21 protein-coding genes are annotated in these 26,328 nt (G+C 39.0%); 17 read left to right on the top strand and 4 right to left on the bottom strand.

The window, feature by feature from the left end; genetic code table 11:
- Positions 1–266 precede the first annotated feature (266 nt).
- The 12 genes from GVK91_RS04740 (at position 267) to GVK91_RS04685 (ending at position 15,778) form a co-directional block, all read left to right on the top strand.
- The gene (locus GVK91_RS04740; protein ID WP_046672051.1) at positions 267–794 is read left to right on the top strand and encodes an RNA polymerase sigma factor; all 528 of its coding nucleotides are present in this window, start codon (positions 267–269) and stop codon (positions 792–794) included.
- Between the two features lie 46 nt (positions 795–840).
- Positions 841–1,995, top strand: a complete 1,155-nt coding sequence (locus tag GVK91_RS04735) for a FecR family protein (RefSeq protein ID WP_159727259.1) — start codon at positions 841–843, stop codon at positions 1,993–1,995.
- Between the two features lie 251 nt (positions 1,996–2,246).
- Positions 2,247–5,867, top strand: a complete 3,621-nt coding sequence (locus GVK91_RS04730; protein WP_159727257.1) for a SusC/RagA family TonB-linked outer membrane protein — start codon at positions 2,247–2,249, stop codon at positions 5,865–5,867.
- A 12-nt stretch (positions 5,868–5,879) separates the two neighbouring features.
- Positions 5,880–7,337 (top strand): RagB/SusD family nutrient uptake outer membrane protein, encoded by a 1,458-nt coding sequence (locus GVK91_RS04725; RefSeq protein ID WP_159727255.1) that lies wholly within the window; start codon positions 5,880–5,882, stop codon positions 7,335–7,337.
- Between the two features lie 7 nt (positions 7,338–7,344).
- Positions 7,345–8,697, top strand: a complete 1,353-nt coding sequence (locus GVK91_RS04720; protein ID WP_159727253.1) for a substrate import-associated zinc metallohydrolase lipoprotein — start codon at positions 7,345–7,347, stop codon at positions 8,695–8,697.
- Positions 8,697–10,043, top strand: coding sequence for a DUF4302 domain-containing protein (locus GVK91_RS04715; protein WP_159727251.1), 1,347 nt, complete (start codon positions 8,697–8,699; stop codon positions 10,041–10,043). The genes GVK91_RS04720 and GVK91_RS04715 overlap by 1 nt, the downstream gene beginning before the upstream one ends.
- A 97-nt stretch (positions 10,044–10,140) precedes the next feature.
- Entirely contained in the window at positions 10,141–10,653 is a 513-nt protein-coding gene (locus GVK91_RS04710) for a hypothetical protein (RefSeq protein ID WP_120333635.1), read from the top strand.
- Positions 10,654–11,210: 557 nt separating this feature from the next.
- The gene (locus GVK91_RS04705; RefSeq protein WP_159727249.1) at positions 11,211–11,645 is read left to right on the top strand and encodes a PH domain-containing protein; all 435 of its coding nucleotides are present in this window, start codon (positions 11,211–11,213) and stop codon (positions 11,643–11,645) included.
- A gap of 816 nt (positions 11,646–12,461) precedes the next feature.
- Complete coding sequence (locus GVK91_RS04700) at positions 12,462–13,196, top strand: hypothetical protein (RefSeq protein ID WP_153845714.1); 735 nt, start codon at positions 12,462–12,464, stop codon at positions 13,194–13,196.
- Between the two features lie 233 nt (positions 13,197–13,429).
- Positions 13,430–13,861 (top strand): nuclear transport factor 2 family protein, encoded by a 432-nt coding sequence (locus tag GVK91_RS04695; protein WP_112374911.1) that lies wholly within the window; start codon positions 13,430–13,432, stop codon positions 13,859–13,861.
- A gap of 285 nt (positions 13,862–14,146) precedes the next feature.
- Positions 14,147–14,632: a hypothetical protein gene (locus GVK91_RS04690; protein ID WP_159727247.1), complete on the top strand. Its 486-nt coding sequence runs from the start codon at positions 14,147–14,149 to the stop codon at positions 14,630–14,632.
- Between the two features lie 156 nt (positions 14,633–14,788).
- On the top strand, positions 14,789–15,778 hold the full coding sequence (locus GVK91_RS04685) for an energy transducer TonB (RefSeq protein WP_153845712.1): 990 nt from the start codon (positions 14,789–14,791) through the stop codon (positions 15,776–15,778).
- Between the two features lie 72 nt (positions 15,779–15,850).
- Here GVK91_RS04685 and acs read toward each other — a convergent pair whose 3' ends face one another.
- The gene (gene acs / locus GVK91_RS04680; RefSeq protein WP_153845711.1) at positions 15,851–17,767 is read right to left on the bottom strand and encodes an acetate--CoA ligase; all 1,917 of its coding nucleotides are present in this window, start codon (positions 17,765–17,767) and stop codon (positions 15,851–15,853) included.
- A gap of 184 nt (positions 17,768–17,951) precedes the next feature.
- On the opposite strand from acs, the gene GVK91_RS04675 reads away from it, so the two are divergent.
- On the top strand, positions 17,952–18,818 hold the full coding sequence (locus GVK91_RS04675) for a hypothetical protein (RefSeq protein ID WP_153845710.1): 867 nt from the start codon (positions 17,952–17,954) through the stop codon (positions 18,816–18,818).
- Between the two features lie 124 nt (positions 18,819–18,942).
- Here GVK91_RS04675 and GVK91_RS04670 read toward each other — a convergent pair whose 3' ends face one another.
- Genes GVK91_RS04670 through rsmA form a run of 3 tightly spaced genes read right to left on the bottom strand, consistent with a single transcriptional unit; the run spans position 18,943 to position 21,899 of the window.
- Positions 18,943–19,875, bottom strand: a complete 933-nt coding sequence (locus tag GVK91_RS04670) for an NAD(P)-dependent oxidoreductase (RefSeq protein WP_153845709.1) — start codon at positions 19,873–19,875, stop codon at positions 18,943–18,945.
- A 58-nt stretch (positions 19,876–19,933) separates the two neighbouring features.
- Positions 19,934–21,118, bottom strand: a complete 1,185-nt coding sequence (locus tag GVK91_RS04665; RefSeq protein WP_159727245.1) for an FAD-dependent monooxygenase — start codon at positions 21,116–21,118, stop codon at positions 19,934–19,936.
- Between the two features lies 1 nt (position 21,119).
- Positions 21,120–21,899 carry a 16S rRNA (adenine(1518)-N(6)/adenine(1519)-N(6))-dimethyltransferase RsmA gene (gene rsmA, locus GVK91_RS04660; protein ID WP_153845707.1) on the bottom strand — a complete coding sequence of 260 codons (780 nt, stop codon included), beginning with the start codon at positions 21,897–21,899 and terminating at the stop codon, positions 21,120–21,122.
- Between the two features lie 81 nt (positions 21,900–21,980).
- Here rsmA and pdxA point away from each other — a divergent pair, with 81 nt between their 5' ends.
- The 4 genes from pdxA (at position 21,981) to miaA (ending at position 26,247) form a co-directional block, all read left to right on the top strand.
- Positions 21,981–23,036: a 4-hydroxythreonine-4-phosphate dehydrogenase PdxA gene (pdxA, locus tag GVK91_RS04655; RefSeq protein ID WP_159727243.1), complete on the top strand. Its 1,056-nt coding sequence runs from the start codon at positions 21,981–21,983 to the stop codon at positions 23,034–23,036.
- Positions 23,037–23,207: 171 nt separating this feature from the next.
- Positions 23,208–24,641, top strand: coding sequence for a CCA tRNA nucleotidyltransferase (locus tag GVK91_RS04650; RefSeq protein ID WP_159727241.1), 1,434 nt, complete (start codon positions 23,208–23,210; stop codon positions 24,639–24,641).
- A gap of 45 nt (positions 24,642–24,686) precedes the next feature.
- Positions 24,687–25,280 (top strand): hypothetical protein, encoded by a 594-nt coding sequence (locus tag GVK91_RS04645; RefSeq protein ID WP_153845705.1) that lies wholly within the window; start codon positions 24,687–24,689, stop codon positions 25,278–25,280.
- Positions 25,281–25,326: 46 nt separating this feature from the next.
- Positions 25,327–26,247 carry a tRNA (adenosine(37)-N6)-dimethylallyltransferase MiaA gene (gene miaA, locus GVK91_RS04640; protein WP_159727239.1) on the top strand — a complete coding sequence of 307 codons (921 nt, stop codon included), beginning with the start codon at positions 25,327–25,329 and terminating at the stop codon, positions 26,245–26,247.
- The last annotated feature ends 81 nt before the right edge of the window (positions 26,248–26,328 follow it).

Genomic DNA, 26,328 nt, shown 5'->3' with positions numbered 1-26,328 from the left:
TTAGTCAATCTTTTCTCGAGATCTTAATATATTTCGTTTTAATCGTTCTAGTGCGATTTTCTTTTGTAGCTTATTTTAATAAGAACAGCTATTTATAGGTGCTAAAAATAGAACCTTGGCTAATATTTTTTATTTTTTTTGCAAATAATAAAAAATATTAGCCATTTTTATGGCACAATTATTAAACATCTCAACGCAGGAGATGTACTTGTATGTCCTAAATATCCACCTATAGAATACAATAAGTGGCAACGAGAGAGCTAACGATGCAGAAAGAAGAAGTATTATTCAAAACACACTATAATGGATTATGTCATTTTGCATGGAAGATATTGGGTGATCTTACTATAGCTGAAGATCTTGTACAAGACTCTTTTATTGCTTATTTCAAAAATACTGATCAAGTCAGTGATAATGAGATTGCAATAAAAAATTACCTATACAGTTCTGTAAGATTTGCCTGTTATAACCACATTCGCCATGAAAAAGTTCGTCAAAAATACTGGAACGTAGTAGGTTTTACAGAGGAAGACAATACAGCGCTAGAACTAAATATGATCCATAGTGAGGTTATTCAAGAGATCTATAGAATCATTGAAGAGATGCCTTTTGCCTGTCAGCAAGTTTTTCGCTTAGGCTATCTGGAAGGTTTGTCTAATTTGGAGATTACCAAAGAACTACAAATTAGTATCAATACCGTGAAAACACAAAAACAGCGTGGTATGAAAATGCTGTTAAAACGATTAAACCCTGAATTTATCCCCCTTGTTATATTTTTATTAAAAAATATTTAAATTCTTGTCACCCCTTTTTTTGTCCAGCGTTTCTTTAGTGTAATATATGAAAGAAAACACAGGGCATATTTCAAAAATTATCCAAAAGTTCTTGAGCGGTCAGCTTACGGCAGAAGAACAAAGTCAATTGGATAAATGGTTGAACTCCAGTCTCCAAAATAGACGATTTTTGGAATCATTTCGTCAAGCAGAAAATATTGAAGAAGATTTATCCATCGTTAGACAACTGAATGCAAATCAAGCATGGGATAAGTTGAATAATAAAAAACGAAATGGACGATCTTTTGGCAAATGGTCGTTGGGCATTGCAGCATCCATAGTGTTTTTGTTAGGAGGTTTTCTATTATGGCAAGGTGATTTTGATTCATTCCTTTCGGGTGGTAAGCGTGTAATAGTTTCAAAAAAGCAAGATATAGCACCTGCCACAAGTGGTGCAGTATTAGTTCTCGCTGACGGTACAAAGGTTTCTTTAGATGGTGATTCCTCTAAGACCTTGACAAAAAATAATAACTTAATCGGGAACAGCAATGAATTGGTCGTTAAGCAAACAGATCAACCAATTCCATTGCAGTATAACTCTTTGATTGTTCCAAAAGCAAGTTTTTATAAAATGACCTTAGCGGATGGAACTAAAGTATGGGTAAATGCATTATCTCAATTGAAATTTCCGGCGCAATTTTCCACAAAAGAACGTCGGGTCTTTTTGGATGGCGAAGCCTATTTTGAAGTTACACCTAATGCAGAGCAGCCTTTTATAGTAGAATCCAGAGGAAACGAAATCAAGGTGTTGGGTACACATTTTAATATTAATTCCTACTCAGATTTGGTTCGTACGACCTTGGCTGAAGGTAGAGTTGAGGTATGGCAAAATAATCAACATGTAGAGTTATTCCCCGGTGAATATGCATCTTCTTTTAAGGACAATTTAATCAAAGGGAAGGCCGATTTGGCACATGATCTTGCATGGCACAACAATGAGTTTTATTTTAAAAAGGAAACAATAACGAATATCGCGCATCAATTATCGCGCTGGTATGATCTTGATGTTACATTCCGAGGAGATGTACAGCTCGATAAGGAATATACGGGAAGTATCGAACGTGACGTAAAATTGTCTCAGGTATTGGAGATGCTATCTTATGTAAGCAATCTTAAATTTGAGCTAGAAGGGAATAAACTCATTATTGCGACAAGAACCTAATCAGCCTAATTGAAAAGAAAACTATATGCCTATGATAAAATAATACAACAACTACATTGGCCCAAAAAAGAGAACAGGAATGTTGGCGCATCCCTGTTCAGAAAAAGATGTGATCATCAGGCCCTAAATCTAAAGATTGAACAATTAAACCCCAATTAACCACAAAGTGTAAATGTATGAATAACTTACCACTTAGCAAAAGGTGGTCCTTGATCCCTCAAGACCCACGATTTTGCAAACCATTACGTATTATGAAAATTAGTACATGTCTTCTATTTGCATTTGTAACTGGCGTACATGCGAAGAGCACGGCGCAAAAAGTTACGTTAAATATGCGCAATGCCCGCATTGAAGAAGCGCTCTCTGCCATCTCCAAGCAGTCCCATCTACGTGTGCTGTACAGCGAAAACCTGAATACTAAGGCCCGGATTTCAGTGAACGTTCAGAATGCTTCCGTTGAGGAAGCATTGAATGCTGTTTTGAAAAGCAATAATATTGAATACAAAATTATTGCCAATACCATTTCGGTCAACAGTAATTTAAAGAACGTTAGTCTAACGGTTCCTGTAGAAGTGCAACAGCAGTCTATTTCTGGAACGGTCAAAGATAAAGACGGGAAAGAATTGAGTGGTGCTACAATTACAGTTAAAGGAACTTCAGTTTCTACACAGACGGATGAGCAGGGACGTTTTAAAATCAATGCTCCTTTAACTTCGACGTTAGTTGTCCGGTATATTGGGTATGCAGGTGCTGAAATTTCTGTAGGCGGTCGTACGACTGTTCCCATTATTTTGAAATCACTCGATAATCAATTAGATGTGGTCGATGTGGTTGCAACTGGTTATCAAAATATTGACAGAAAGTTTTTTACGGGATCTGCGACCAGAGTTGATGCCAAAGATGCTGAGCGCGCCGGGGTACCTGATGTTTCTAGAATGCTCGAAGGACAAGTCGCGGGTGTCTCCCTTCAAAATGTTTCAGGAACTTTTGGCGCCGCACCGAAGATTCGTGTACGTGGAGCAACTTCATTATCAGGGGATAATAAGCCGCTTTGGGTGATCGACGGTATTATTTTAGAAGACGTGGTTAATATCTCCAATGAGCAATTATCAACGGGAGATATGAATACCCTGTTAGGGTCTTCTGTTGCAGGACTCAACCCTGACGATATCGAAAGTTTTAATATTTTAAAGGATGCTGCAGCAACAGCGATGTATGGTGCGCGGGCAATGAATGGAGTAATCGTTGTAACCACCAAAAAAGGAAAGGTTTCTGAAGGAAAGCCGCATGTAAGCTATACGGGGAATTTTACATCCTATATTAAGCCGAGTTATAATAATTTTGATGTAATGACTTCATATGACCAAATGGCGGTCATGATAGAGTTGAAGAATAAGGGATATTACCAAATTCCAAATGCTTCAAGAGGGGCTAATGGCGGAGTCTTTTATAAAATGTACAATAAGCTGTATGAATATGACGAGACAACGAAAACATATGGACTTAGAAATGACGCTCCGAGTCAGGTCGATTTCTTGACACGTTACGCAAATGCAAATACCGATTGGTTTGATTTGTTGTTCAAAAATTCTTTTGTTCAGGAACATTCCTTAAGCGTTTCTTCTGGTACTGAGAAGACCCAAAATTATTCATCTGTTTCTTATTTGAAAGATCCTGGGATGACTATTGGTAATAACGTCCAAAGATTTACAGGTAATTTTAGATCCAACTATAAATTCAATGAAAAATTCAGCGCCGAAGTATTAGGAAATGGATCTATTCGACAACAAAAGACACCGGGTACTGTAAACCAACAATCAGATCCCGTATATGGGTCTTACTATCGAGGTTATGATATCAATCCTTATAATTACGCTCTTGGTACAAGTCGCTTGATTACACCTTATGACGAGAATGGTGATCTTGAGTATTTTACACGTGACTATGCACAATTTAATATCCTAAATGAGGTGAACAACAATTATATGGAACTTGGTATGATCGATTTCAAAGTGCAGGGTGCTCTGAAATATAAGATTATTCCTAGCCTTTCATACTCTGTTACGGGAGCGTATCGTTTCTCAAAAAGTGAAAATCAGACCTTTTTAAAAGAGAACTCAAACTATGTACAATCATTTAGAGCCATGTCGGATGCGACCATAGTAGGCTCAAATGATAAGCTATATAACAACCCTGCTTTTCCAAACGATTTACCTATCAGTGTTTTGCCAGAGGGTGGGTTTTATAAAATTAATAACGACAATTTAAAATATTATTATTTCCGTCAGGATTTAGAATTCAATAAAGAATTTAATGGGGGACATAATGTCAATGTTTTCGCTAATATGGAAATGATTACAACTGACCGTCAAGCTGAATTTTTTGATGGCGTTGGATATTCCTATGAGAACGGAGGATTGGCGGTTCCAGCATATGAATATTTTAAAGAAGCAAGAGAAGAGGGCAAACCTTATTATGGTATGGGATATAACTTTACCCGGTTTAACGGATATAGTTTGCGAGCGGCCTATGCATATAAACAAAAATATTCCGTCAATGGAACTGTCCGTTATGATGGCTCTAATAAAATGGGTAAATCGCGTACAGCACGTTGGTTGCCTACCTGGAACGTTTCGGGAAAATGGAATGTTGATGAAGAAAAGTTCTGGCCGAAAGATTTATTCTTAAGCAATCTATCTGTCCGTGCGACTTATGGTATGGTCGCCAATATGGGTAATGCAACAAATTCTTCTGCGGTGTTCTATAATCAAATAGCAAGACGTCGCGAGATTGTGGATCAAGAAACGCTAACTTATATATCCAATATTGCCAATAAAGAATTGACTTGGGAAAAAATGAACGAGTTTAATTTAGGCTTTGATATGGGCTTGTTCGAAAGCAAGGTCGGATTAACAGTCGATTTGTACAAGAGAAAGAGTTATGACCTTTTAGGTTCAATTCAAACCTCTGGTATTGACGGAGAGTATACAAAGACGGCCAATTATGCCGATATGGACGCAAAAGGTATTGAAGTCGCTATCACAGGTACTCCTGTTAAGTCCAAAGATTTTAGGTGGAAGACCAACTTTAACTTTGCTTTTAATAAAAATAAAATCACGCGTTTGGATATTAACCCCAATATCTGGCGGGCAGTTTCAAATACTGGTGGAGCTGTGCAGGGCTACTCACAGCGGAGCTTATTTTCTCTTCAATTTGACGGTTTAAATCCAGAGTATGGATATCCAACTTTCATTGGAACGGATGGTATCAAGACAACGAATGTATACCTACAGAGTCAAATCCTAGATTATTTAAAGTATGAAGGACCCGTTGAACCAACGTTTACGGGAGGTTTCTTCAACGCATTTTCTTATAAAAGTTTTACACTTTCCGGTCTATTGACCTTTTCTGCGGGAAATAAATTACGTCTAAAACCTTCGATCAGATCTTCTTATGATGATATGTCTGTTATGACAAAAGACATGTTAAACCGTTGGATCATGCCGGGAGATGAGCTAAAAACAACGATACCCGCTTTGTTGGATCCAATTTCGGCAACCAATGTTGTTAGTGCATCTGGTACACAGGTAAGTGCCTCTTATCCTTACAATGCATATAATTATTCAACTGAGCGAGTCGTAGATGGCGATTATATTAAGTTGAAAAATATATCGTTGGGATATGCGCTGCCAAAGGAATTTATTTCGCGGATGAGTATTACCAATGCAAGTATTAACGTCGTTGCAAATAACATTTGGACAATTATGGCGGATAAGAGATTGCACGGACAAGACCCTGAGTTTTTTGCCACAGGAGGCGTTGCTTTACCGGTTCCAAAACAGGTTACAATCTCATTAAAAGTAGGATTTTAAGATAAGTAAGAAATGAAAAATTTTAATAGAATTCACATTGGAGTTATCGGAGCCTTAGTTTTATTGGCTTCTTGTAATAAATATTTAGATAAAGAACCGGATAACCGAACCGAGATAAATACGGTACAAAAAGTTGCCCAATTGGTTGGCACCGCTTACCCTTCTGCCGATTATCTTTCTTTTGCAGAATCCGCATCGGACAATGCGGTTGATAAAGGACCGGGAGTAGGAAACTCTGTAGATACACGTGATAGGCCATATGCCTGGGAAGATATCATTGGTGCAGGAACCAATACGTCTAGTAATTATTGGAACGGCTGTTATGAAGCAATTTCTGCGGCTAACCAAGCATTAGAATCAATCGATACGTATAAGCTTGGAGCAGCTGCCAATCCATATAAGGGGGAAGCGTTGGTTGCACGGGCTTACGCACATCATATGTTGGCCATCTTCTTTGCTAAAAATTATGAAATCGGTGGCGCAAACGATTCGCCTGGAATTCCGTATGTCACAAAGCCGGGCGAGAAGGTATTACAACAATATGAGCGTGGAACCGTTAAATCCACTTATGAAAATATAGTAAAAGATCTGGAAGAAGGATTACCTTTATTGTCTTCAACAGCCTATAAAATACCCAAATATCATTTCACAGCTGAAGCAGCTCATGCCTTTGCTTCTCGTTTGTATTTGTTCTTAGGAGAGTGGCAAAAGGCCGTTGATCATGCGACCCTAGCTTCGGGCGGAGATTTTCTAACGAAATTGAGACCCATAAATACAACAATGCAAAATCAGGAAAGTGCTGTATTTAGAGAAGGGTTTACAAAATCAGATGTGAAATCTACTTTGTTGTTGGCAAACTGTTATTCAACCTGGACTTATAATGAAAGCCCTCGTTACGGATATGGTCCGGCATTGACAGCGATGTTTAATACACCCAATGTAACTGGGGGAACATTGGCAAACAAAGTATTGTCATACAGCACTGCAAATTATACAACGTATAAATGGTTATATTACTTCTTCTATACCGGACCTGGTATAGGATTCCCTTATATCATGCAACCGCTGCTGACATTGGACGAAACAATATTAAATAGAGCAGAAGCGTATGCTGAGCTAGGAAATTATCAGGCATCATTAGACGATCTGAATACATTTTATAGCACAAAAATTAGAAATTATGTACCCAGTACACATCAGGTAACGCTTCCTAAGATCATGGCCTTTTTTAGTGAAGCAGACCCCAAAAAGGGGTTAGTACAAACCGTACTGACAGCAAAAAAAGCTGAATTTTTACAGGAAGGTTTACGTTGGCTCGATATCGCTCGAAGAGATCTAACTGTGGTACACAATGTTATTGATGCAAAGGGAATTGAAACATCTATTGAACTGAAACCCGGAGATCCAAGACGGATTTTTCAACTTCCTGAGGAAGTTAAATTGGCCGGTATAGAATTAAATCCTAGATAACTAGATTATGAAAATATTAAGTAAAATATTGATTTTGTTTTTGGCTATCTTCCTTTACAGTTCTTGTCAGAAGGAAGTAGTTAAAAAGGTAGACTTTTCAAACTATAATGACGATGATCCTCAAACCAATACTGAATTGGATGCGTGGTTGAAAACTACTTTTCTTGATGAGTATAATATTGATGTTGTGTACCGTTACAACAGATATTATCATGATGCAGAACGAAATGTGACGCCAATTTATGTGGATAAGGTGAAACCCGCTATGACTGCGGTACTGGAAAGCTATATCGTACCTTACCGTAAAGTTGCGGGCGAAACCTTTATAAAACGCTATGTGCCCAAAGAATGGGTGTTGTTTGGCTCGCCTTCATTGGCCACCGACGGAACAGGTGTGGCTGGAACCGCAGCTGCAGGGCGACGGGTTACACTATATTCTTTAAATACACAGTCACCTAATTTTGGGGTTTTGGTAATTCATCATGAGTTTACCCATATTTTGAACCAATTGGTTGCTATTCCTACAGATTTCGAATCGATTTCCAAAGCCGATTACAATGCTGATTGGGCGAAGATACCTGCAGATACAGCAAAGAAGTATGGTTTTGTAACATCTTATGCGATGGGTAAATATACGGAAGACTATGCGGAGGTTGCTGCCCATCTTTTGGTAAAAGGACAGGCATGGTACGATAATTATGCAAGTGGTTCTTCTACATTGGGAAAAACCAAGCTGAAGCAGAAAGAGGCGAATGTTGTCAATTATTTCACTACAGGGCTGAAAGTGGATTTCAGAGCATTACAGAAGGAAGTTCAAGAGTATATGAAAAGAACGGCTCCAACGGATAATTCGTTAAGTATCCGCCCATATGTATCAAGCTTGTACAAAGCGGTGACGATGAATCTCTCCAATGCCTATTATACGAAATATGGTACTTCGAGTGCTTTTTCTAGTGCTTATAGTGCTTTGAGGACGGGCCTATCTGCATCGAACAGAACGCTGAATAGTATATCTGTTCGCTTTGATTCATCTACTCAGGCAACTATCCGTGTCAACTACACGTCTGCATCAGGTACCTTTGATGCCGATTTTACATTTTCCTACACTTATGATAAATCTACAGGTGATTTAAAACTAACAAAAGCTGATCAAGCGGGAACCACAGGAAATTATCAAAATGCAAATAATATTGCGGGAGCTTTTAATTCGAGTTTATTGACATATTTTTCGAATAAAGTGTTTACTGCAAGTTGGTTAAATGCAAATGTAGATCCAGTTGATTATAATAACCTGGGCGCCTTTTATGAGAAAGACAACGCAACGAACTATTGGTATGGTACTTTAGGACAGACATTATAATGAAGTTAAATAAACTCTTATATCCGCTACTATTGCTAGTTGCTATGGTAGCTTGTAAAAATGAAAATGACGATCTGACTTTTGGCGAACGTCCTGAAATTAGAATGAAAGAAAAGATTGATTCGATCTCCTTTGTTTTACAGACTGCCACAAACGGTTGGAAAGCAGTTTTAGGAACAGGTCTAGGTGGAGGATATTCATTTTACCTTAATTTTAATGGCCAACAAGAGGTCAATATGATGGCTGATTTGACAGCTGCAAGTGCAACGACGGCTGCCAAATCAAATTATCGTATAAAACAAGATAATGGAGCAACACTGATATTCGATACGTTTAATTATATCTCGTTATTGAATGATCCAAGTTCGTCAACATTTAATGGTGTAACACGTGACGGTTACAAAAGTGATCTTGAGTTTGCTTTTGCCTATTCAAAAGGAGATACGCTAGGTTTCATTGGAAAAAGATTTAGACAATCCTTTGTATTGATAAAAGCAACAGCAGCCGAAAAATCTGCTTATGAAGCTGGTAACCTCAAGAAATCACTAGATAATACCGTGGATTATTTTAAAACCAATGCTAATCCATATATTGATGTTGCTGATGGAAATAGTACATATAAAATGGCTGTCACTGTAAATACATTGAGCAATAATACCAATGGAAAACGCATCGAGTTTGCATCATTATTGGCGGATGGTACCACATCTGCAGTGAAAGGTAAGTATGCATTTGTATTAGATGGCGTTACGATTATAGATGGGGGACTGACATATAGAGGGGTTACTTATGTTTCCATATTGGTAGAGAATGGGAAGATGTATCTGGTTGACAGTAAAGGTGCTAAATCTGAGATTAAGAATTCAGTTCAGCCAATATTACCATTATTTAAGTTGATGGGCAGTAAATATGTTGGCATGAGAAGTCCTTATAAAACATATTATCCAGGAACATCAGCCAGTGGTCTTACCATTTTGCAGCGTTTCCACAATGGATTGGCTTCTGGTACGGGCTACGTGTTCAATTCAGGATATATGGAATTAGGTTGGGATGTTGCCAATTCAAGAATAGAACTTAGAGGTTTCTCAAGCCAGAATGGCGGAAGTTCGGGTTGGTTGACAACAATAGTGTATAACTATACGTTGGATGAAGCTACAGGTACCTATAAATGCACGTTGAAAACTGCGGCTTCGGGAGGCTATACTTCAGCGATTTTGGATCAAATGCACTCGTTCTTATTGAAGAATAGTTTTAAACTAGACTATTATCTAGACGGTGGAATATTGTACGGAAGCGTTGCTTCAGTCGAGAATCCCGATATTGTAATGACATTCCAGTTGAGATAATGATATTGAGCAGTCAGTGATTTAGCCTTGCTGGCTGCTCAATTTTTGTGTAATTTCTAGTTGATGATTAACCGATTGTTGTTTAAAGTAGATTATTATGAAAAGTAAATTTGTTTTTCTGGCGTTTTTAAGTTTTGTTTTTTTAAGTTTCTCCTGTAAAAAAGAGGAGTCCGAATTGGATAAAATCTCAGGGCTATGGTATGTTCGGATTATTGCCGAACAGCAGGTAAATGAGAAAGGAGTGTTGGCCTTTAAATCCTATCTTGAATATAAACCGAATGATAACGGAAATTATGCAACATTTAATTTTCATGGCAATCAGGTTACTGTAGAAGAGCGACGGAATAATTTGGCAATCAATAAGACAGATTATACTTATGCGATCGATGGAAATAATTTGGTTTTATCAGGTTCATCAACCAGTGAAGTATATAAAATGTCCTATTTGGGGATCAAGAATAGTTTGGTTTTGGACAAGAGTGAAGTGGATAAAAATAATATTCCGTTTAATCTTAAAAAAGTTTTGGTTAGGGTACTGCCAAAACCTGATAAAATAGACGAAGAAATTGGAAGTGAGCCGAATCAAGGAACTCCAACAGGAGGAGAATAGAAGGAGAAATGCCATTTGCTGTTAAACCCATAAATATTAAATTATAATGAGAAATTCAATTTTCAAACCTCACATTTCTTTGGTAGTTATGTCTGGGCCCTTGGAATGATTCTTTTTGCTGTCTTTTTGTCCTATGATTCAACAAATCAATACTGGTATTTGGGTACACTGTTTATAGGTTTCATCATCGCAACGATGTGGTGTTTTGTCTTCTTTTACACCCGATATCGGATCGAGAACCACACTTTGTTCATTCGAGGGGTAATAAAATCCAAGCAGATTAATTTGGAGGCCGTCAGTAGAGTTGAAAGGAATAAAGTCGATTGGCTAATAAAAAATGGACGTCTTTATTTTTGGAACCCCTATCGCAGGGGTATGAAATTATATCTTAATGGATCTGAAGAGCTATTTATAAATGTTGGAGAGGATAGCGGTTTTCTAAAACAACTATTGGATCTTAGCCCTAATATTGAAGTAAATTGATAAGAAGATAGAGCCTATTGATTTTGTTCTTTTAATTGAAAAATAATTAAGCTTACAGGTGTTTTCATGATTTTATGAGAGAAGTATTTAAAACAAACATACCCTTCGGTAGCTATATTTGGGGGACGGGAGCGATTATTTTTATTGCCGTGATATCCTACGATGGTTTGTATCGAGGTTTATATACGGGTACATTATTGTTGTTCGCGGTATTTGCATTAACCTGGTATTTTACATTCTTTTTTAAGCGGTATTGGATTGAAGATAACAAACTGTTTATAAAAAGTATCTGGGGAACAGAATCTGTTGATGTCAACTCCATTCGTAAAGTAGAGACGGATAAGGTATTTTGGTTTGGGGCGATGAAATTCACCGTTTTAAGGCCCTATAGAAGGGGAATGATCCTGCATTATAATGTGATTGATGATATATTCGTTGATCCGGAAAATCCAACCCAATTTATTGATAAATTGCGGCAGATTGCGCCTAATATCAAAGTAGTTGAGTAGTTCGGGAATGATATTTCATGTTTTTATTCTGCTCATGCTCTTTTTAGAAATAATTTATTTAACTTGGAGGTTAACAAATCCTTAAAGCTAATAATGAAAAATTACCGTAAGTTATTTCTTACCTACTGCTTTATTATGTTAGTAATAATAGTAAGTCAGCACCTCATAGATATTTACTTTCGAGGTGAAGCAGTGGAGTTTACTCCGGGTAGGATCATCGCAACCTTTATATACCTCATTTTAGGAACATTGACGCTTACATTTGTGGAAATTAAGACTAAGAAAGTTAAATAGATTGCTAGCTATCTATATCCCAATCTTGACGGAGAAACCAAGTATATCGTCCTATTTTCCGAGTAAAATTTGAGGTGTTCGCAGTTTTCCACAGCTTGTTAATAACATTGTGGAAAACGTTGTCGCTCCAGAGTTGTAAAATGGATTCCTTGTTCGTGGCGTCTATATCAAGCTCTATCGTGATTAGATTATTCTCAAAGTTCAACACAGCCGCTCGACGCAAATAATTATATTTTCCTGATACCAACTCCATACTAACTTACGATCAACTCCGTACTGTAACCACCTTGTGTGCACAGTGAGTCCACGTTGAGTCCACCTTTTAGGTGTGCTTTCACTGTACAGACATCCTGTCTGCACCTTGCTTGCAGTCAGAAGGTGGTTAGCAATTGGTTATAACTAATCCCAAAAAAGGTATCACTAAATTTTCAAATTTACAATTGCTGTTTGCTGCAGCTTCCGAAATCCTTAAAAATGAACAAGATACTTGACATAGGGTCGTTTTGGTAGTATATTTATTGTATGGGAATAAATGATAATGGCTATATCCGTGGACTGGTTGGCCCACTGGTAAGCAGAAAGGTAGGAACAAAGAACTACATTCAAGGTAAACCACATCGTGTAAAACAAAACGTCGACACGAAGAAAGCTGGTAAAGATTTTGGACAGGCAAGTCGCGCGGGCGCTGCAATTAGGCAGGCTTTTGGGTTAGTGCATCAGGAACTGCATGATGGACAGATGGGCAATCGCTTGAATAGACAGATTTATAGGGCAATGAAGACAAGTATCAATGACGATAGGGGAACACTGTGCCTAAACAACTGTAGGCTCGACAGATTGGTGAATTTCCAATTCAACGAAAATTTCCATATGCAGGATGCGCTGAATATCGATCCAACGGTTAACCTAACCGAGGAGAATCAGATCGAAATATCATTTCCAATATTTGACATTAACCGAGCATTGCTGCTACCCAAAGATTGTAATGCTATCGCCTTTAAATTCCATACCTTTTCTTTCAATTTCAAAGAAAGGGAGTTCACTGAGGTAAAAGATGAAGAATGGGAAATCGATATCGTCTATGGACAGGATCCAATTCCGGCCAAGACGATCAGCATTCCATGCAACGAATTTGTTGGTACACCCATCCTGGTTGGATTTACGATCATATATCTTTATAAAAATGGCCGACGGTGCAATGTGCTCAATGAAGTTGATTGTACGCCAGCAACTATTCTAGCTGCTTTCCAGTTATAAAAGTGATATTAATCTTTACGTATATTTTTTCCTACCGGAGCGGATATCCATTTACCGCTCCTTTACCACCATTTACCGACTTTTTTATTCCGTTGATCTAAATGTAATAAAATAGGATGCTGCGTTGTCTTACTTTTGAATCAGAATCTTAAAGGAAATGATGCAACAAAATCAATATCCTTGCGACAATAAGAAAAGAGACAAAAAAACTAACAATATAAAGTATAGCAATTATGAAAACTTTAGTAAAGACATTCGCAGCAGCAGCATTGATTACACTATCAACTTTCGCAATGGCAGCAGCTGACCCTGGTAAAGCATTGAACCTTTCCACAGCCGATTTGGCCATCGATAGCTATGTGTCGGTAATGACAGAAGGCGCATCTCAGGGCGTAGAAAAATTGTTTGCATCCGAATTCAATCAAAAAGTTCAGGGAAAAGCTGCACGCACCAATAGCCGTTCGGAAGTCATTTCGTTCCTGAAAAAGCAAAAAGGTGAAAAATTGAACTGCAGCACAAGTACCGAAGTACTCGAGGAATCTGAAAACTATATGGTAGCACGTATCACGATGAAGTTTGAGGATTTCACGAAAACAGATTTGGTGACATTGATCAATGAATCGGGAACCTGGAAGGTTGCAAGCTCCGTAAACTCGTATAAATAGAAACTGTTTAATTAAATTCATATGTTTATTTTAGCCACGTCGGGATGATGTGGCTTTTTTTGTTGTATCTTTGTTAATGGATCTGTTTAACTAAGTATAACTGAAATGGATGGTCACAAAGAACATACTTCACAATGTCTTAGCGAATCTGAAATTGCTTTATTGAGGGCCGGACTTAATCGTACTTATAAGGAGCGATTTGAAATGACTACCCGTCTTTACAAAATTCAACAAACGCTTAAAAAGGCAAAAATTATTCATAAACCCTTTTATCAGAAATAGTGTATGGATATTTTTGATCAGGAAATTTTAGAGTTTTGGCAGAATTTAGAGCAATCAAATGTAGCGTACATTATGATTGGAGGTTATGCAACCAATTTGCATGGCTTTCAAAGGTTTACTGGTGATTTAGATATTTGGATAAAAGACTCATTGGATAATAGAAAACGGTTAAGGGAAGCATTCAGGCTATCTGACCTTGGTGATATTCCACAGCTGGAAACTATTCCTTTCGTAACTGGCTGGACAGATTTTCACTTGAATAATGGGCTTCGCTTGGACATTTTGACAGATATGAAAGGGCTTGAAGGTTTTTCATTTGATGATTGTCTCGAATTGGCATCCATCGCGGAAATTGATAACGTAAAAATCCCTTTTTTACATATAAACCAGCTCATCGCTAATAAAAAGGCAATCAATAGACCAAAGGATCAGATCGATGTTCAGGCGTTGGAAGAAATTGTCAGACTTCGAGAGGATGAAGGTGAGTAGGTTTTCTGAGTTATCCACAATTTTATTAACATAATGTGGATAACATAAAAAAGGTGTTTTGAAATCCCAATGCGATAAAATTAAATTTTATTTGGCCGGCTAATTTTTTTACTATCCGGGATATTTGTTATTATTACACCTGTATTAACAATTATTATGAAGTATTATTTACATTTTTTGACAAGATCTATCTGCTTTTTATTATTCACCCTTTGTGTATCACATCTTCTCGCTCAGAACAAGATTTCCTACTATAAAAAAAATGGAGAAGAAACTAGGCTGAAGGACTCTGCTTATTACCTTAGGATAGTTCGTCCCGAAGGAAATGGAAATGATACATTTTATCGCGTGGAGGAATTCTATTTTCACAATGATTCAGTTAAGCTTAACGCTATAAGTAAAACTGCCCAATCACCTTTAAAATATCATGGGAGAAAATATGAGTTTTATGAAAATGGTCGTTTAAAGGACTTAGAAAATTTTTTTAATGGAACCAAAATAGATTCTGCCTTTTATTTTTATCCAAATAATCAATTGAAGAAAATTTTGTTTTATCCAAATAGGGTGGACGCAAAGGGGGAAGTACAGGTAGAAAAGCCCATTTATGTAGCATATTATGACTCTCTCCGGAATAGAACATTGGAAAATGGTAATGGTTTAATTCGTTTTTCAGGGTACAGGAATAACTATGAAGAAGGAACTATGTTAAATAGTTTACGCGAGGGCGAATGGCACGGCAAATTGGGAAAAGATAGCTACGTTGAAATCTATAGCAAGGATAAATTGATTTCGGGCATCACAACTAAAGAAAATGGGGTTTTAATAAATTATGATTCAACAAATTATATGATTCCACCTCAATTTCCCGGTGGAATATCCAGATTAATGGGCTATATCGGCAGTCATTATATTTACCCCAAAGAAGCTATTCAAAATAATGTAAGCGGTGTGTTGTTGATTATGTTCATGATCGACCATGAAGGGAATGTAAGAGATGCTGTAGTGAAAGAGGATTTGGGGTTTGGTACAGGGGATGAAGGTATTCGCGTGCTAAAAAAGGCTGGGAAATGGAAGCCTGGTGTTCAGCGCGGTGAAGCGGTAAATGTGGCTTACATACTACCTATCCGACTGAATGCTAAACGGTGATGTGAGAATTAGTTTCATACAACAAAAGAGCCTTCCCCAGGGAAGGCTCTTTTGTTAAAAGTATGCACTATACTATTTTTTCAAAGCCGCAGCGCCTTTGATGATTCCTTCTACAACGGCAGGATCTTGAAGTGTCGAAGTATCACCTACATTGGCGATATCGTCTTCGGCAATCTTGCGTAAGATACGACGCATGATCTTTCCTGAACGTGTTTTTGGTAGATCATCAACAAATTGGATAATGTCTGGTTTAGCAATTGGACCGATAATACGTGAAACGGTTTCCATGATATCCTTTCTGGTGGCTTCTGCATCGGTATGGTGATTCGCAATGACATAAGCATAGATACCTTGGCCTTTTACTGGGTGCGGATATCCGACAATAGCGGATTCAACAACGTCAGCGTGCATATTGATGGCATTTTCAACTTCTGCTGTACCAATGCGGTGGCCCGAAACGTTCAATACATCATCTACACGGCCTGTAATTTTATAATAGCCTTCTGGACTACGGAAACACCCGTCGCCTGTAAAATACATATCCTTATACGTCGAGAAATAGGTTTGACGACATCTGTCATGATCCCCCCATGTCGTGCGTAGCATACCTGGCCAAGGGAACTTGATACATAGGTTTCCTGTGACATCATTGCCTTCGATTTCTTTTCCATTCTCATCCATCAAAGCGGGTTGAATGCCCGGCATCGGGAACATCGCATAACTTGCTTTTTCCGGTGTTACTCCCGCCAATGACGTGATCAAGTGGCCTCCATTCTCTGTCTGCCAATAGGTATCAACAACAGGACAATTCTTTTTACCAACTTTTTCATTAAACCAGTTCCAGGCTTCTTCGTTGATTGGCTCACCTACAGATCCCAAAACACGCAAAGAGGAAAGATCGTTCTTGTCGACAAATTCGTCACCAAAAGCCATCAATGAGCGCAATGCCGTAGGGGATGTATAGATAATATTGACGTTGAACTTATCAACAATGTCCCAATAACGGCTTGCATCTGGGAAGGTTGGAATACCCTCAAACATTAAAGAAGTAGCTCCTTGTGATAACGGCCCGTAGACGATGTAACTGTGTCCTGTAATCCAGCCAATATCTGCTGTACAGAAAAATACATCGTTTGGCTTATATTGGAACGTATTCATAAAGGTATAGCCTGTATACACCATATAACCGCCACAGGTATGTACTACACCTTTAGGCTTACCTGTGGATCCCGATGTATAAAGGATGAATAAATTGTCCTCAGCATCCATCTCTTCTGCTGGACATGCTGGATTTCCTTGTGTTTCTACTTTTTTGATCTCATCTTCCCACCATACATCGCGTCCTTTGATCATCGATACCGGTGTACGTGTACGTGTTAAGACAATTACTTTTTCAACAGTGTCACATTGCATTAAAGCATCGTCCACAATGTTTTTTAAACCAATGGTTTTATTGCCACGGTAACTACCATCTGAAGTAACGATCAGTTTGCATTCCGCATCGACGATACGATCCGCAATAGAACGTGCTGAAAAACCTCCAAACACCACCGAGTGGATAGCGCCGATACGAGCACAGGCTAATACAGCGATAACCAATTCAGGAACCATTGGTAAGTAAATACATACCCGGTCTCCTTTTTTGATGTTATTATTTTTAAGTACGTTGGCAAATTGCTCTACCTTTTGTAGTAATTGCTTATAGGAAAGAATGCGGTGCGCTTCATTTGGATCGTTAGGTTCCCAGATGATGGCTGGTTTATCACCATTAGCATAAATATGGCGATCAAGACAGTTTTCTGTAATATTTAATTTAGCACCCTCAAACCATTTGACATTGGGTTCCTCAAAGTTCCAGCTCAGCACTTTATTCCATTTTCTCTTCCAGAAAAAATGATCTGCAATGCTCGCCCAAAACTCCTCAGGTTGTTCTACACTTCGCTTATATTCACTTTGATATTCTTCAAATGATTTTATTTGTAGGCTCATCGTTATTAGGATTATTATGAATTATTTTAATTTATATTGTTATCGTTGCGAAATTGTTTCTGATATTTCGATTTCGGTGTACAATTTAGCGGTTTTTGCCCATTTTATCAAAAAATTGATGTTTAATATAATGTTAAACTACTTTTATCTATAAGATTGTTATCTTGCATCAAGATTTACCAAGATGTCTTTTCTAAGAAAGCTATTCTATATTACAATCTATACAAATCTTCTGATCGCCATGGCGGCCATGGCACAATGCGCGCTGACTTATATCATATTTGAACGGTCTATCAATTGGTATATCGTTTTAGTGGAAGGGACAGCGACTTTGTTGCTTTATAATTTTAGCCTGTGGTGGTCCAAACCGAAGAACCCAAAAGAATCAAAATTCCCGCGGACACGCTGGATCTTTAATCATGAATGGGTCATGTGGTTAAATAATGGTATCGCTCTGCTTGTGCTTGGTTATTGCTTGTGGTATATTCATGTGTACTCCTTTTTGTTTTTGGGATTTATTGGAATCCTGAGTCTATTATACGGAATGCCCCTGTTTACTTTCCGTGACCGCAAAGTGGGCCTTCGACAGATACCTGGGGCCAAGATTTTTCATATTGCCCTGGTCTGGGTCTGCAGCAGTGTGGTGCTTCCCTATGTGGAACTGGCCAATGTCGGTGTCAAAATAGATCAGTGGGTTTTTATTGCGCTCTGCGGATTGAAGTTCATATTTTTGGTTATCTGTACATTGCCTTTTGATATTCGGGATATCCAACAGGATTCCTATTATCACCTGCGGACTTTGCCCAATATGCTGGGCGAACAAAAAGCTAAAAATCTAACTTATGGGTTGTTGGGCCTTCATTGTGTTTTGATCTTGACGGTACCTTACACGGTACCTATTAAATTTGGATTGATTCTGACCAACGTGCTCATATTTGCATTGCTAAAATTGGCTGTTTTCAAAACAAAAGATCATTACCACTATGCTTATCTACTTGACGGTAGCTTGGTGCTTCAGTTTCTGATTGTTGTTCTTGTCCAGACCTTTTAGCCCTTACATTATAGGCTGTAAAAGCTTAAGCCTATTACCCTTCGGCATCCTTAAGAATAGAACTGGCTACCCCAAAAACACCTTTGTTTGATCAGAGATCTTGACAAATAGCTCTTTGTAAAAATTAAGATGTCAGAAAGGCGATGATCTTATCTGCAGCCACTTCCGATAATTTATAATAACTTTCGAATGTCCATCCGGCAACATGTGGAGATAAGATCACATTGTCTCTACGGATAAGATCTGCATACCAGTTCTGCTCAGCCAGTTTTGGAAACTTTTCTACTGGCAACACATCGAATGCTGCTCCGATAATGGAACCGGAATCAAGGCCGCTAAGCACTGCGGGTACTTGTACAATACCGCCTCGTGCCCCCAGTAAAAAGAAAATAGGTTTTTTAAATTTAGCCAGATAATCCGCATCAATCATCCCCTTTGTTTCATCCGTTAAGGGGATATGGAAACTGATCACATCGGCTTCTTTGCAGATCTTTTCCATGTCTGCTGCCGATGCATATTGATCCGCGTAGTCGATTCGATATTTATCATAGGCAAGCACCTGTACATCAAAACCGGATAGTTTTTTTGCCATGGCCATACCATTGTGCCCATAGCCGATCAAGCCTACAGTACGTCCCTTAAGTTCGTATCCACGATTGGCTTCACGCAACCACTGGCCAGATCGTATTTGTTGGTCACCCCGATTCAGATTGTTCATTAGACTGAGCAACATACCGATCATATGTTCACCTACAGCATCCCGATTGCCTTCATTGGCCGGAATTAACAGCACATCTCTTTGCGCAGCAACTGTATCGTCGATATTGTCCATACCTGCACCGGCACGGGCGATAAAGCGGAGGTTTGGTGCCAGGTCAAAAAAAGCTTTATCTACCTGAAATTTGGAACGGATAACCATACCGGAGTAATTGGAGATGATTTTTTCAGCTTCTTCTCGGCTGATATCAGGTTGATAATTGTAATGTATACCTGCCTGCTCAAATTTTTTAAGCATGACCTCATGAATATCGTCGACGATCAAAATTGTAGCTTTCATTCAATTATTTTTTATGTAGGGTCTGTTCGTGCATGTCATTCCTGTGGAGTACGTTGATTTAGATCCTAGTGTCTTCATTACGGTTGATCTGCATAAAATCTACAGATAGTAATTTGTTCAGCTGTTGTTGTTTCATGCGGTTAGGCATTATTTTCATGCCAAAATTTCGCATTCCTATTAAGAATGGATTCTCCCATTGTGCGATTTTTCCTATCCTCCAGGAAGTATTACAGATATAGTTTACCCGATCCAATCTTCTTTTTTCGAATCCTTGAAAAGCCAAATTAACGGAAGCTGAGGTCTGGAGTTCATCCACGAGCACAGCAACATCTTCAATAGCCTGACAGGCTCCCTGGCCCAGGTTGGGAGTCGTCGCATGTCCGGCGTCACCCAATAATAGGATATTGTCAAAAGCGAGTTGTTGAAGTGGTTCGATGTCAATGATGTCATTTGCAATTAGTTCGCTATCCTTTGTTTCCGAAAGAATTGTTGGAATAGGGACATGATAATCTTTGAAGTTGTCGAGGAGCTCCTTTGTTTTCCAATTTTTTAAGACCGGATTTTGTGCCTCAGCATTGATGCATGCGTACCAATAAATGCGGTTATTGACAAGCGGTGTCATCCCAAAGCGTCCTTTGCTGCCCCAGGTTTCCGTCCCTTTACTGAGCTGTATACTGCTATTATCGATAGTTGCCCGCCAACAGGTATAGCCTGAATAGCGGGGTGCCGATCCCGGTATCAGTTGTTGTCGTAATGCTGAGTGTACGCCATCGGCAATCAAAAGGGCTTGACCACGTACATGGCTTCCGTCTGCGAAATAAACTTGAATATCTTCTCCCGCTCGTTCAAAGGAAACGGCTCGTTTGCCGAGATGAACCTGTCCATTCGGGATTTTGGATAAGAGAAACTGATGCAGATCTGCCCGATGGATGGCGAAATTGTCCTGTTGATATTTTTGACTGATTGACCTGGTGTCTGGTTCAACAAGAATATTTCCCTTTTGATCCAAGACATTATAAGATGCAAGGTAATGCCCTATCGGAACGATTTCATCTTTCAATCCGAGATGTTCCAAAGCTTGCATGGCGTTGGCCGCGAGCCCGAATCCAGCACCTATGCCTTTGAGTTCAATGGCGCTTTCATAGACATGTGCTTCAATACCTACTTTTGCAAGCCCTATCGCAGCACATAATCCAGAGATACCTCCGCCAACGATAATAAATGTGCTGTCCGATGAATGCATACTAAAGACTGTTTGCTATTTCGCTTGTTAAACCGACAAAATCATCTACAGTCAATCGTTCTGCGCGTAGCTCGTATAGTGGATTATCGGACATTTTATCTTTGGGAACAACACCCGAAAGTGAGTTACGGAGGGTTTTACGACGTTGATTGAAGCCCGCTTTAACAACACGCCAAAATAGTTTTTCATCACAATTCAATTGCTCACGGTCATTGCGCGTCATGCGAATAACGCCCGACAATACTTTTGGCGGTGGATTAAAAGCTCCTGCTTTTACAGTAAAAAGGTATTCTACTTTATAATAGGCCTGTAAAAAGACACTCAAGATACCATATTCCTTGCTGCCCGCCTTAGCTGTACAACGTTCGGCTACTTCTTTCTGGAACATACCCGTCATTTGAACGACACGTTGGCGTTCATCCAAAATTTTAAAGAGAATCTGGGAGGAGATGTTGTAAGGGAAATTGCCAATGACAGCCATTTTCTCACCAAAATACTGTGAAAAGTCAAGGTTCAGGAAATCACCGTGGATCAATCGCTTACCCAATTGGGGATATTTATCGTCCAAATAAGCAATGGATTCGTCATCCACATCGATCAAATAGGTTTCATATTCCTCTTTTTGCAAGAGAAAATCAGAAAGTACACCCATTCCCGGACCTACTTCAAGCACTTGGCTAAAACCCAATTTAGGATCCAATGCTTCCACAATCTTTTGTGCAGCATTTTTATCGTTCAAGAAATGCTGTCCTAAATGTTTTTTTGCTCTTACTGTGCTCATGTTGCAAAAGTAAAAAATAAATAAGTGAAAAGTTATTCTAAGAAAAAAATCCCTATTTTTGAATCAAAGCATTTAAACAGAATGAGCGATAAATTAAAAATCGGAATTACCGTAGGCGATATTAACGGCATTGGACTTGAAGTCATCATTAAATCTTTGGTAGATCAGCGTATGTGCGATTTCTTTACGCCAGTGGTTTACGGAAATACAAAGGTTGCTTCTTTTCACCGTAAAGCGATTGGTGTAAATGATTTTAGTTTTAACGTGATCAATGATGCTGAGCAGGCGCATTCCAAAAGAGCAAATATGATCAATTGCTGGCAGGAAGACGTCAAGATTTCGTTGGGTGAAGAAAACGAAATTGGCGGTAAATATGCTTTCCTTTCGTTGGAGAAAGCTGTTGAAGACCTGAAAGCCGGCAAGATTGATGCTTTAGTGACTGCCCCAATTAATAAGCATAATATTCAACAGGAGGGATTTCAATTTCCGGGCCATACCGAATATCTGCAGGCCAAAGTAGAGGCTGATGATGTATTGATGTTTATGGTTTGTGATGAATTACGTATTGGTGTGGTAACAGGTCATATTCCACTGCATGAGGTTGCGGCTAATATTACCGAAGAAGCTATTCTTAAAAAGCTAGCCCTGATGAATGACTCGTTGAAGAAAGATTTTTGGATTGAAAAGCCTAAGATCGCGGTTTTGGGCCTAAACCCACATGCTGGCGATCATGGGATTATTGGTACAGAAGATGATCAGATCATTAGACCTACCGTAGAAAAAGCAAATGAACAGGGGATCTTCTGCTTTGGTCCATACCCTGCCGATGGATTCTTCGCAAAAGGTGCTTATGAGAAATTCGATGCGGTACTCGCAATGTACCATGACCAGGGTTTAATTCCTTTTAAGCATATTGCCAAAGGTGCCGGTGTAAACTTTACAGCTGGTTTACCTATCGTACGTACTTCGCCAGATCACGGTACAGGCTATGATATTGCTGGAAAAAACTTAGCTTCTGAAAGCTCTTTTGTAGAGGCAATTTTCTCGGCTTTACATATTGTAAAACGCCGCCGTGAACAAACCGAATTACTTAAAAATCCACTTGCTTTCCGTAAGTTATCCAAAGATAGAGACTAAATATTCCGTCTTACTTTTTTAGGGACAAGGATAAAGATTGTTGATGTTAGTCTGTAAGCTCGCCGCTTACAGTGTCAGCGTCTTTGATCCTTGTTCAATTGTCTCTAATTCCAATACAAAAAAAATTGTTACTTTTGCAGACTGTTTGGTTTTTTACCTGCTGTTCTAACTATGTACGATAATTTACAACATCCAATATTTTCAATCATTAAGGAACTCGCCGAGACAACAAATACAGAATGTTATGTCATTGGGGGGTATGTTCGCGACTATATTATGAAGCGGCCTTTTAAGAATGATGTGGATATTGTTGTCGTCGGCAGCGGCATTGAATTTGCGACTTTATTGGGTGATAGGCTACATACCAAAGTTGCTGTCTATAAGAATTTTGGTACAGCAATGTTGGTTTATGAAGGACTCAATGTGGAGTTTGTCGGTGCCCGAAGGGAATCTTATCGTGCCAACTCACGTAAGCCTATTGTGGAAGACGGCACCTTATCCGATGATCAAAATCGACGTGATTTTACGATCAACGCGATGGCGTTTTCATTGAATAAAGCGGATTATGGTACATTAGTGGATCCATTTGACGGCGTGCAGGATCTTGAACAGCGTGTTATTCGAACGCCTCTGGATCCGATAGAAACGTTTTCCGATGATCCGTTGCGTATGATGCGGGCCATCCGTTTTGCGACACAGCTAAATTTTAAAATCACGATTGATGCGATCAAAGCGATTAGCGATACCAAAGAGCGAATAAAGATTATCTCGAAAGAACGTATTATCGATGAAATCAATAAGATTATTCTCTCACCTAAGCCGTCAGTCGGTTTTAAATATCTTTTTGATACTGGTCTCCTGGAATTGATATTTCCAGCCATGTATAATTTACATGGGGTTGATGTCATTGATGGCAAAGGCCATAAAGATAATTTCTACCATACGTTGGAAGTGCTGGATAATGTATGTGAATTGTCTGAAGATCTCTGGTTACGTTGGGCAGCGATTATGCATGATATTGCCAAACCGGCAACAAAACGTTTTGATAAAAAGCTCGGCTGGACGTTTCATGGCCACGAAGATCGTGGTGCCCGTATGGTACCAAAGCTTTTTGCTGAATTGAAGCTGCCGCTCCATGAGAAAATGAAATTTGTTCAAAAGCTGGTACAATTGCATCTTCGGCCTATTGTCTTGGCGCAAGATATCGTAACGGATTCTGCCGTACGTCGTCTGTTGTTTGAAGCGGGAGATGATATTGAAGCCCTTATGATGCTATGTCATGCGGATGTGACCACAAAAAATGAGTTTAAAAAGAAAAAATATCGTCAGAATTTTGAACTTGTCAAACAAAAATTGAAGGATGTCGAAGAGCGAGACAAGGTTCGAAACTGGCAGCCGCCGATCAGTGGAGAGGATATCATGATCCTATTTGGCTTAGCGCCAGGGCGTACTGTAGGCCAGCTGAAAAATTTGATTCGTGAGGCTATTCTGGAGGGCGAGATTCCAAATTCCCGATTAGAGGCTTATCAATTCTTGGTGAAAAAGGCAGGGGAAATGAACCTGACGGTCAAACAAGAAATCCCATTGGAAATTTCCAATTCTTAAAATATAGTATTAATTTTAGAGGGTTAAAAGAAGAAAATAGCAGAGATGGCAATTTATAGATTTAGAGTTACTTTTGAGGATTATGAAGATGTATATCGTGAGATCGACATGCCTTCTAAAAGTACATTTATAGACCTACATGAGGAGATCCATAAATCAACAGGATATGCTCCAGATGCATCTTCCTCTTTCTATGTGAGTAATGATCAATGGAAAAAGGGAATTGAGATCGCATTTAAGCCTACACAACGTAAAAAAGATGCTGAGGTATTGTTGATGGAGAATATCCGTTTGAGTAAGTTTATCGATGATCCACATCAGAAATTTTACTACGTTTACAATTTTGATCGTCCTTATGATTTCCAGGTTGAATTGATCAAGATCTTGAAGGAAGAGGATGGGAAGGACTATCCGGCGCTGTTTAAGTCTATGGGTCAGGTTCCTAAAACCATGACTGCGGCTAATTTCCCAGTAGCGGATGCTGTTGAAGAGGACGATTATGTGGAGGAAGACGATACGCAATATGGCGTAGATGATGAAGACGAATTGGATGGCTTCGACAGTGATGGTGACGATGAGGAAGAGAGCGAAGAAGGTGAAGAGCGTGAAGAATCCAACGGCTACGAAGACGAATATTAATTAAGAAGACTTTACAGGTCCTTTTAGGCCTGTGAAGTGCTATATTATGGCAAATAGAAAAACATTGATAGCCATTGTGGGGCCAACTGCCGTTGGTAAGACTACAATGGCTATTTCATTGGCACAATATTTTAAAACAGCGATAATTTCTGCTGATTCTCGTCAGTTCTATCGGGAAATGTCTATTGGTACAGCTAAACCAGATCCAGCGGAACTTGCTGCTGCTCCCCATTATTTCATTGATTCACACGCTATCACGCAGGATTATTCTGCAGGAGATTTTGAACGTGAGGCTTTACTGAAACTAGATGAACTATTTCAATTGCATGATGTCGTAATTATGGTAGGTGGATCGGGCCTGTTTGTACGGGCCCTGTGCGAAGGATTGGATGATCTGCCCAAGGCCGGGGATGAAGTGCGCGAGCGACTTAATCATGAACTTGCAGTATTGGGATTGGAGGTCTTAAAAGATCGATTGAAAAGTATTGACCCTGCATATTTTGAAACGGCAGACATCGATAATCCGCAACGCGTCGTACGGGCTCTTGAAGTTTTTGAGGCGACAGGTAAACCGATGTCCTTTTACCATAAGAAAGATGTCGAGAAAAGACCTTTTGATATACTTACCATTGGCTTGAATATGGATCGGGCAAAATTATATGAAAGGATCAATTTACGTGTAGATTTGATGATGGCAAATGGCTTACTGGACGAAGTTAAAAACCTACTGCCCTTTAAGACGAAACCTGCACTGCTCACTGTCGGTTATGCTGAGTTGTTTGATTATCTCGATGGCAAGCAGTCTTTGGCGGAAGCGACCGAAAAAATCAAACAAAATTCGAGACGTTATGCCAAGCGACAGATTACATGGTTTAAAAAATATGGTAATACGCACTGGTTTCAATCCCAGGAAACAGCCGCTATAATTGATTTTATTCAAAAGGAGCTGACGGGAGAGCATTCCTAAGCATTTAGCAGGAGTAGAGAACTTGACGTTATCCGCGAAGATTCAAACGAAGCTTATAGACCGCGTTTCAAGGCATGTATA

Source organism: Sphingobacterium sp. 18053, assembly GCF_902706145.1.
GTDB classification, from domain to species: Bacteria; Bacteroidota; Bacteroidia; order Sphingobacteriales; family Sphingobacteriaceae; genus Sphingobacterium; species Sphingobacterium paramultivorum.
Note: the sequence above shows the minus strand (reverse complement) of the source record. Positions and strands in the feature narration are given on the sequence as shown.

Bases quoted from the DNA above. Each gene is read 5' to 3' on its own strand.
- GVK91_RS04740 (WP_046672051.1), top strand. From the start codon at position 267: ATGCAGAAAGAAGAAGTATTATTCAAAACACACTATAATGGATTATGT.
- GVK91_RS04735 (WP_159727259.1), top strand. From the start codon at position 841: ATGAAAGAAAACACAGGGCATATTTCAAAAATTATCCAAAAGTTCTTG.
- GVK91_RS04730 (WP_159727257.1), top strand. From the start codon at position 2,247: ATGAAAATTAGTACATGTCTTCTATTTGCATTTGTAACTGGCGTACAT.
- GVK91_RS04725 (WP_159727255.1), top strand. From the start codon at position 5,880: ATGAAAAATTTTAATAGAATTCACATTGGAGTTATCGGAGCCTTAGTT.
- GVK91_RS04720 (WP_159727253.1), top strand. From the start codon at position 7,345: ATGAAAATATTAAGTAAAATATTGATTTTGTTTTTGGCTATCTTCCTT.
- GVK91_RS04715 (WP_159727251.1), top strand. From the start codon at position 8,697: ATGAAGTTAAATAAACTCTTATATCCGCTACTATTGCTAGTTGCTATG.
- GVK91_RS04710 (WP_120333635.1), top strand. From the start codon at position 10,141: ATGAAAAGTAAATTTGTTTTTCTGGCGTTTTTAAGTTTTGTTTTTTTA.
- GVK91_RS04705 (WP_159727249.1), top strand. From the start codon at position 11,211: ATGAGAGAAGTATTTAAAACAAACATACCCTTCGGTAGCTATATTTGG.
- GVK91_RS04700 (WP_153845714.1), top strand. From the start codon at position 12,462: ATGGGAATAAATGATAATGGCTATATCCGTGGACTGGTTGGCCCACTG.
- GVK91_RS04695 (WP_112374911.1), top strand. From the start codon at position 13,430: ATGAAAACTTTAGTAAAGACATTCGCAGCAGCAGCATTGATTACACTA.
- GVK91_RS04690 (WP_159727247.1), top strand. From the start codon at position 14,147: ATGGATATTTTTGATCAGGAAATTTTAGAGTTTTGGCAGAATTTAGAG.
- GVK91_RS04685 (WP_153845712.1), top strand. From the start codon at position 14,789: ATGAAGTATTATTTACATTTTTTGACAAGATCTATCTGCTTTTTATTA.
- acs (WP_153845711.1), bottom strand. From the start codon at position 17,767: ATGAGCCTACAAATAAAATCATTTGAAGAATATCAAAGTGAATATAAG.
- GVK91_RS04675 (WP_153845710.1), top strand. From the start codon at position 17,952: ATGTCTTTTCTAAGAAAGCTATTCTATATTACAATCTATACAAATCTT.
- GVK91_RS04670 (WP_153845709.1), bottom strand. From the start codon at position 19,875: ATGAAAGCTACAATTTTGATCGTCGACGATATTCATGAGGTCATGCTT.
- GVK91_RS04665 (WP_159727245.1), bottom strand. From the start codon at position 21,118: ATGCATTCATCGGACAGCACATTTATTATCGTTGGCGGAGGTATCTCT.
- rsmA (WP_153845707.1), bottom strand. From the start codon at position 21,899: ATGAGCACAGTAAGAGCAAAAAAACATTTAGGACAGCATTTCTTGAAC.
- pdxA (WP_159727243.1), top strand. From the start codon at position 21,981: ATGAGCGATAAATTAAAAATCGGAATTACCGTAGGCGATATTAACGGC.
- GVK91_RS04650 (WP_159727241.1), top strand. From the start codon at position 23,208: ATGTACGATAATTTACAACATCCAATATTTTCAATCATTAAGGAACTC.
- GVK91_RS04645 (WP_153845705.1), top strand. From the start codon at position 24,687: ATGGCAATTTATAGATTTAGAGTTACTTTTGAGGATTATGAAGATGTA.
- miaA (WP_159727239.1), top strand. From the start codon at position 25,327: ATGGCAAATAGAAAAACATTGATAGCCATTGTGGGGCCAACTGCCGTT.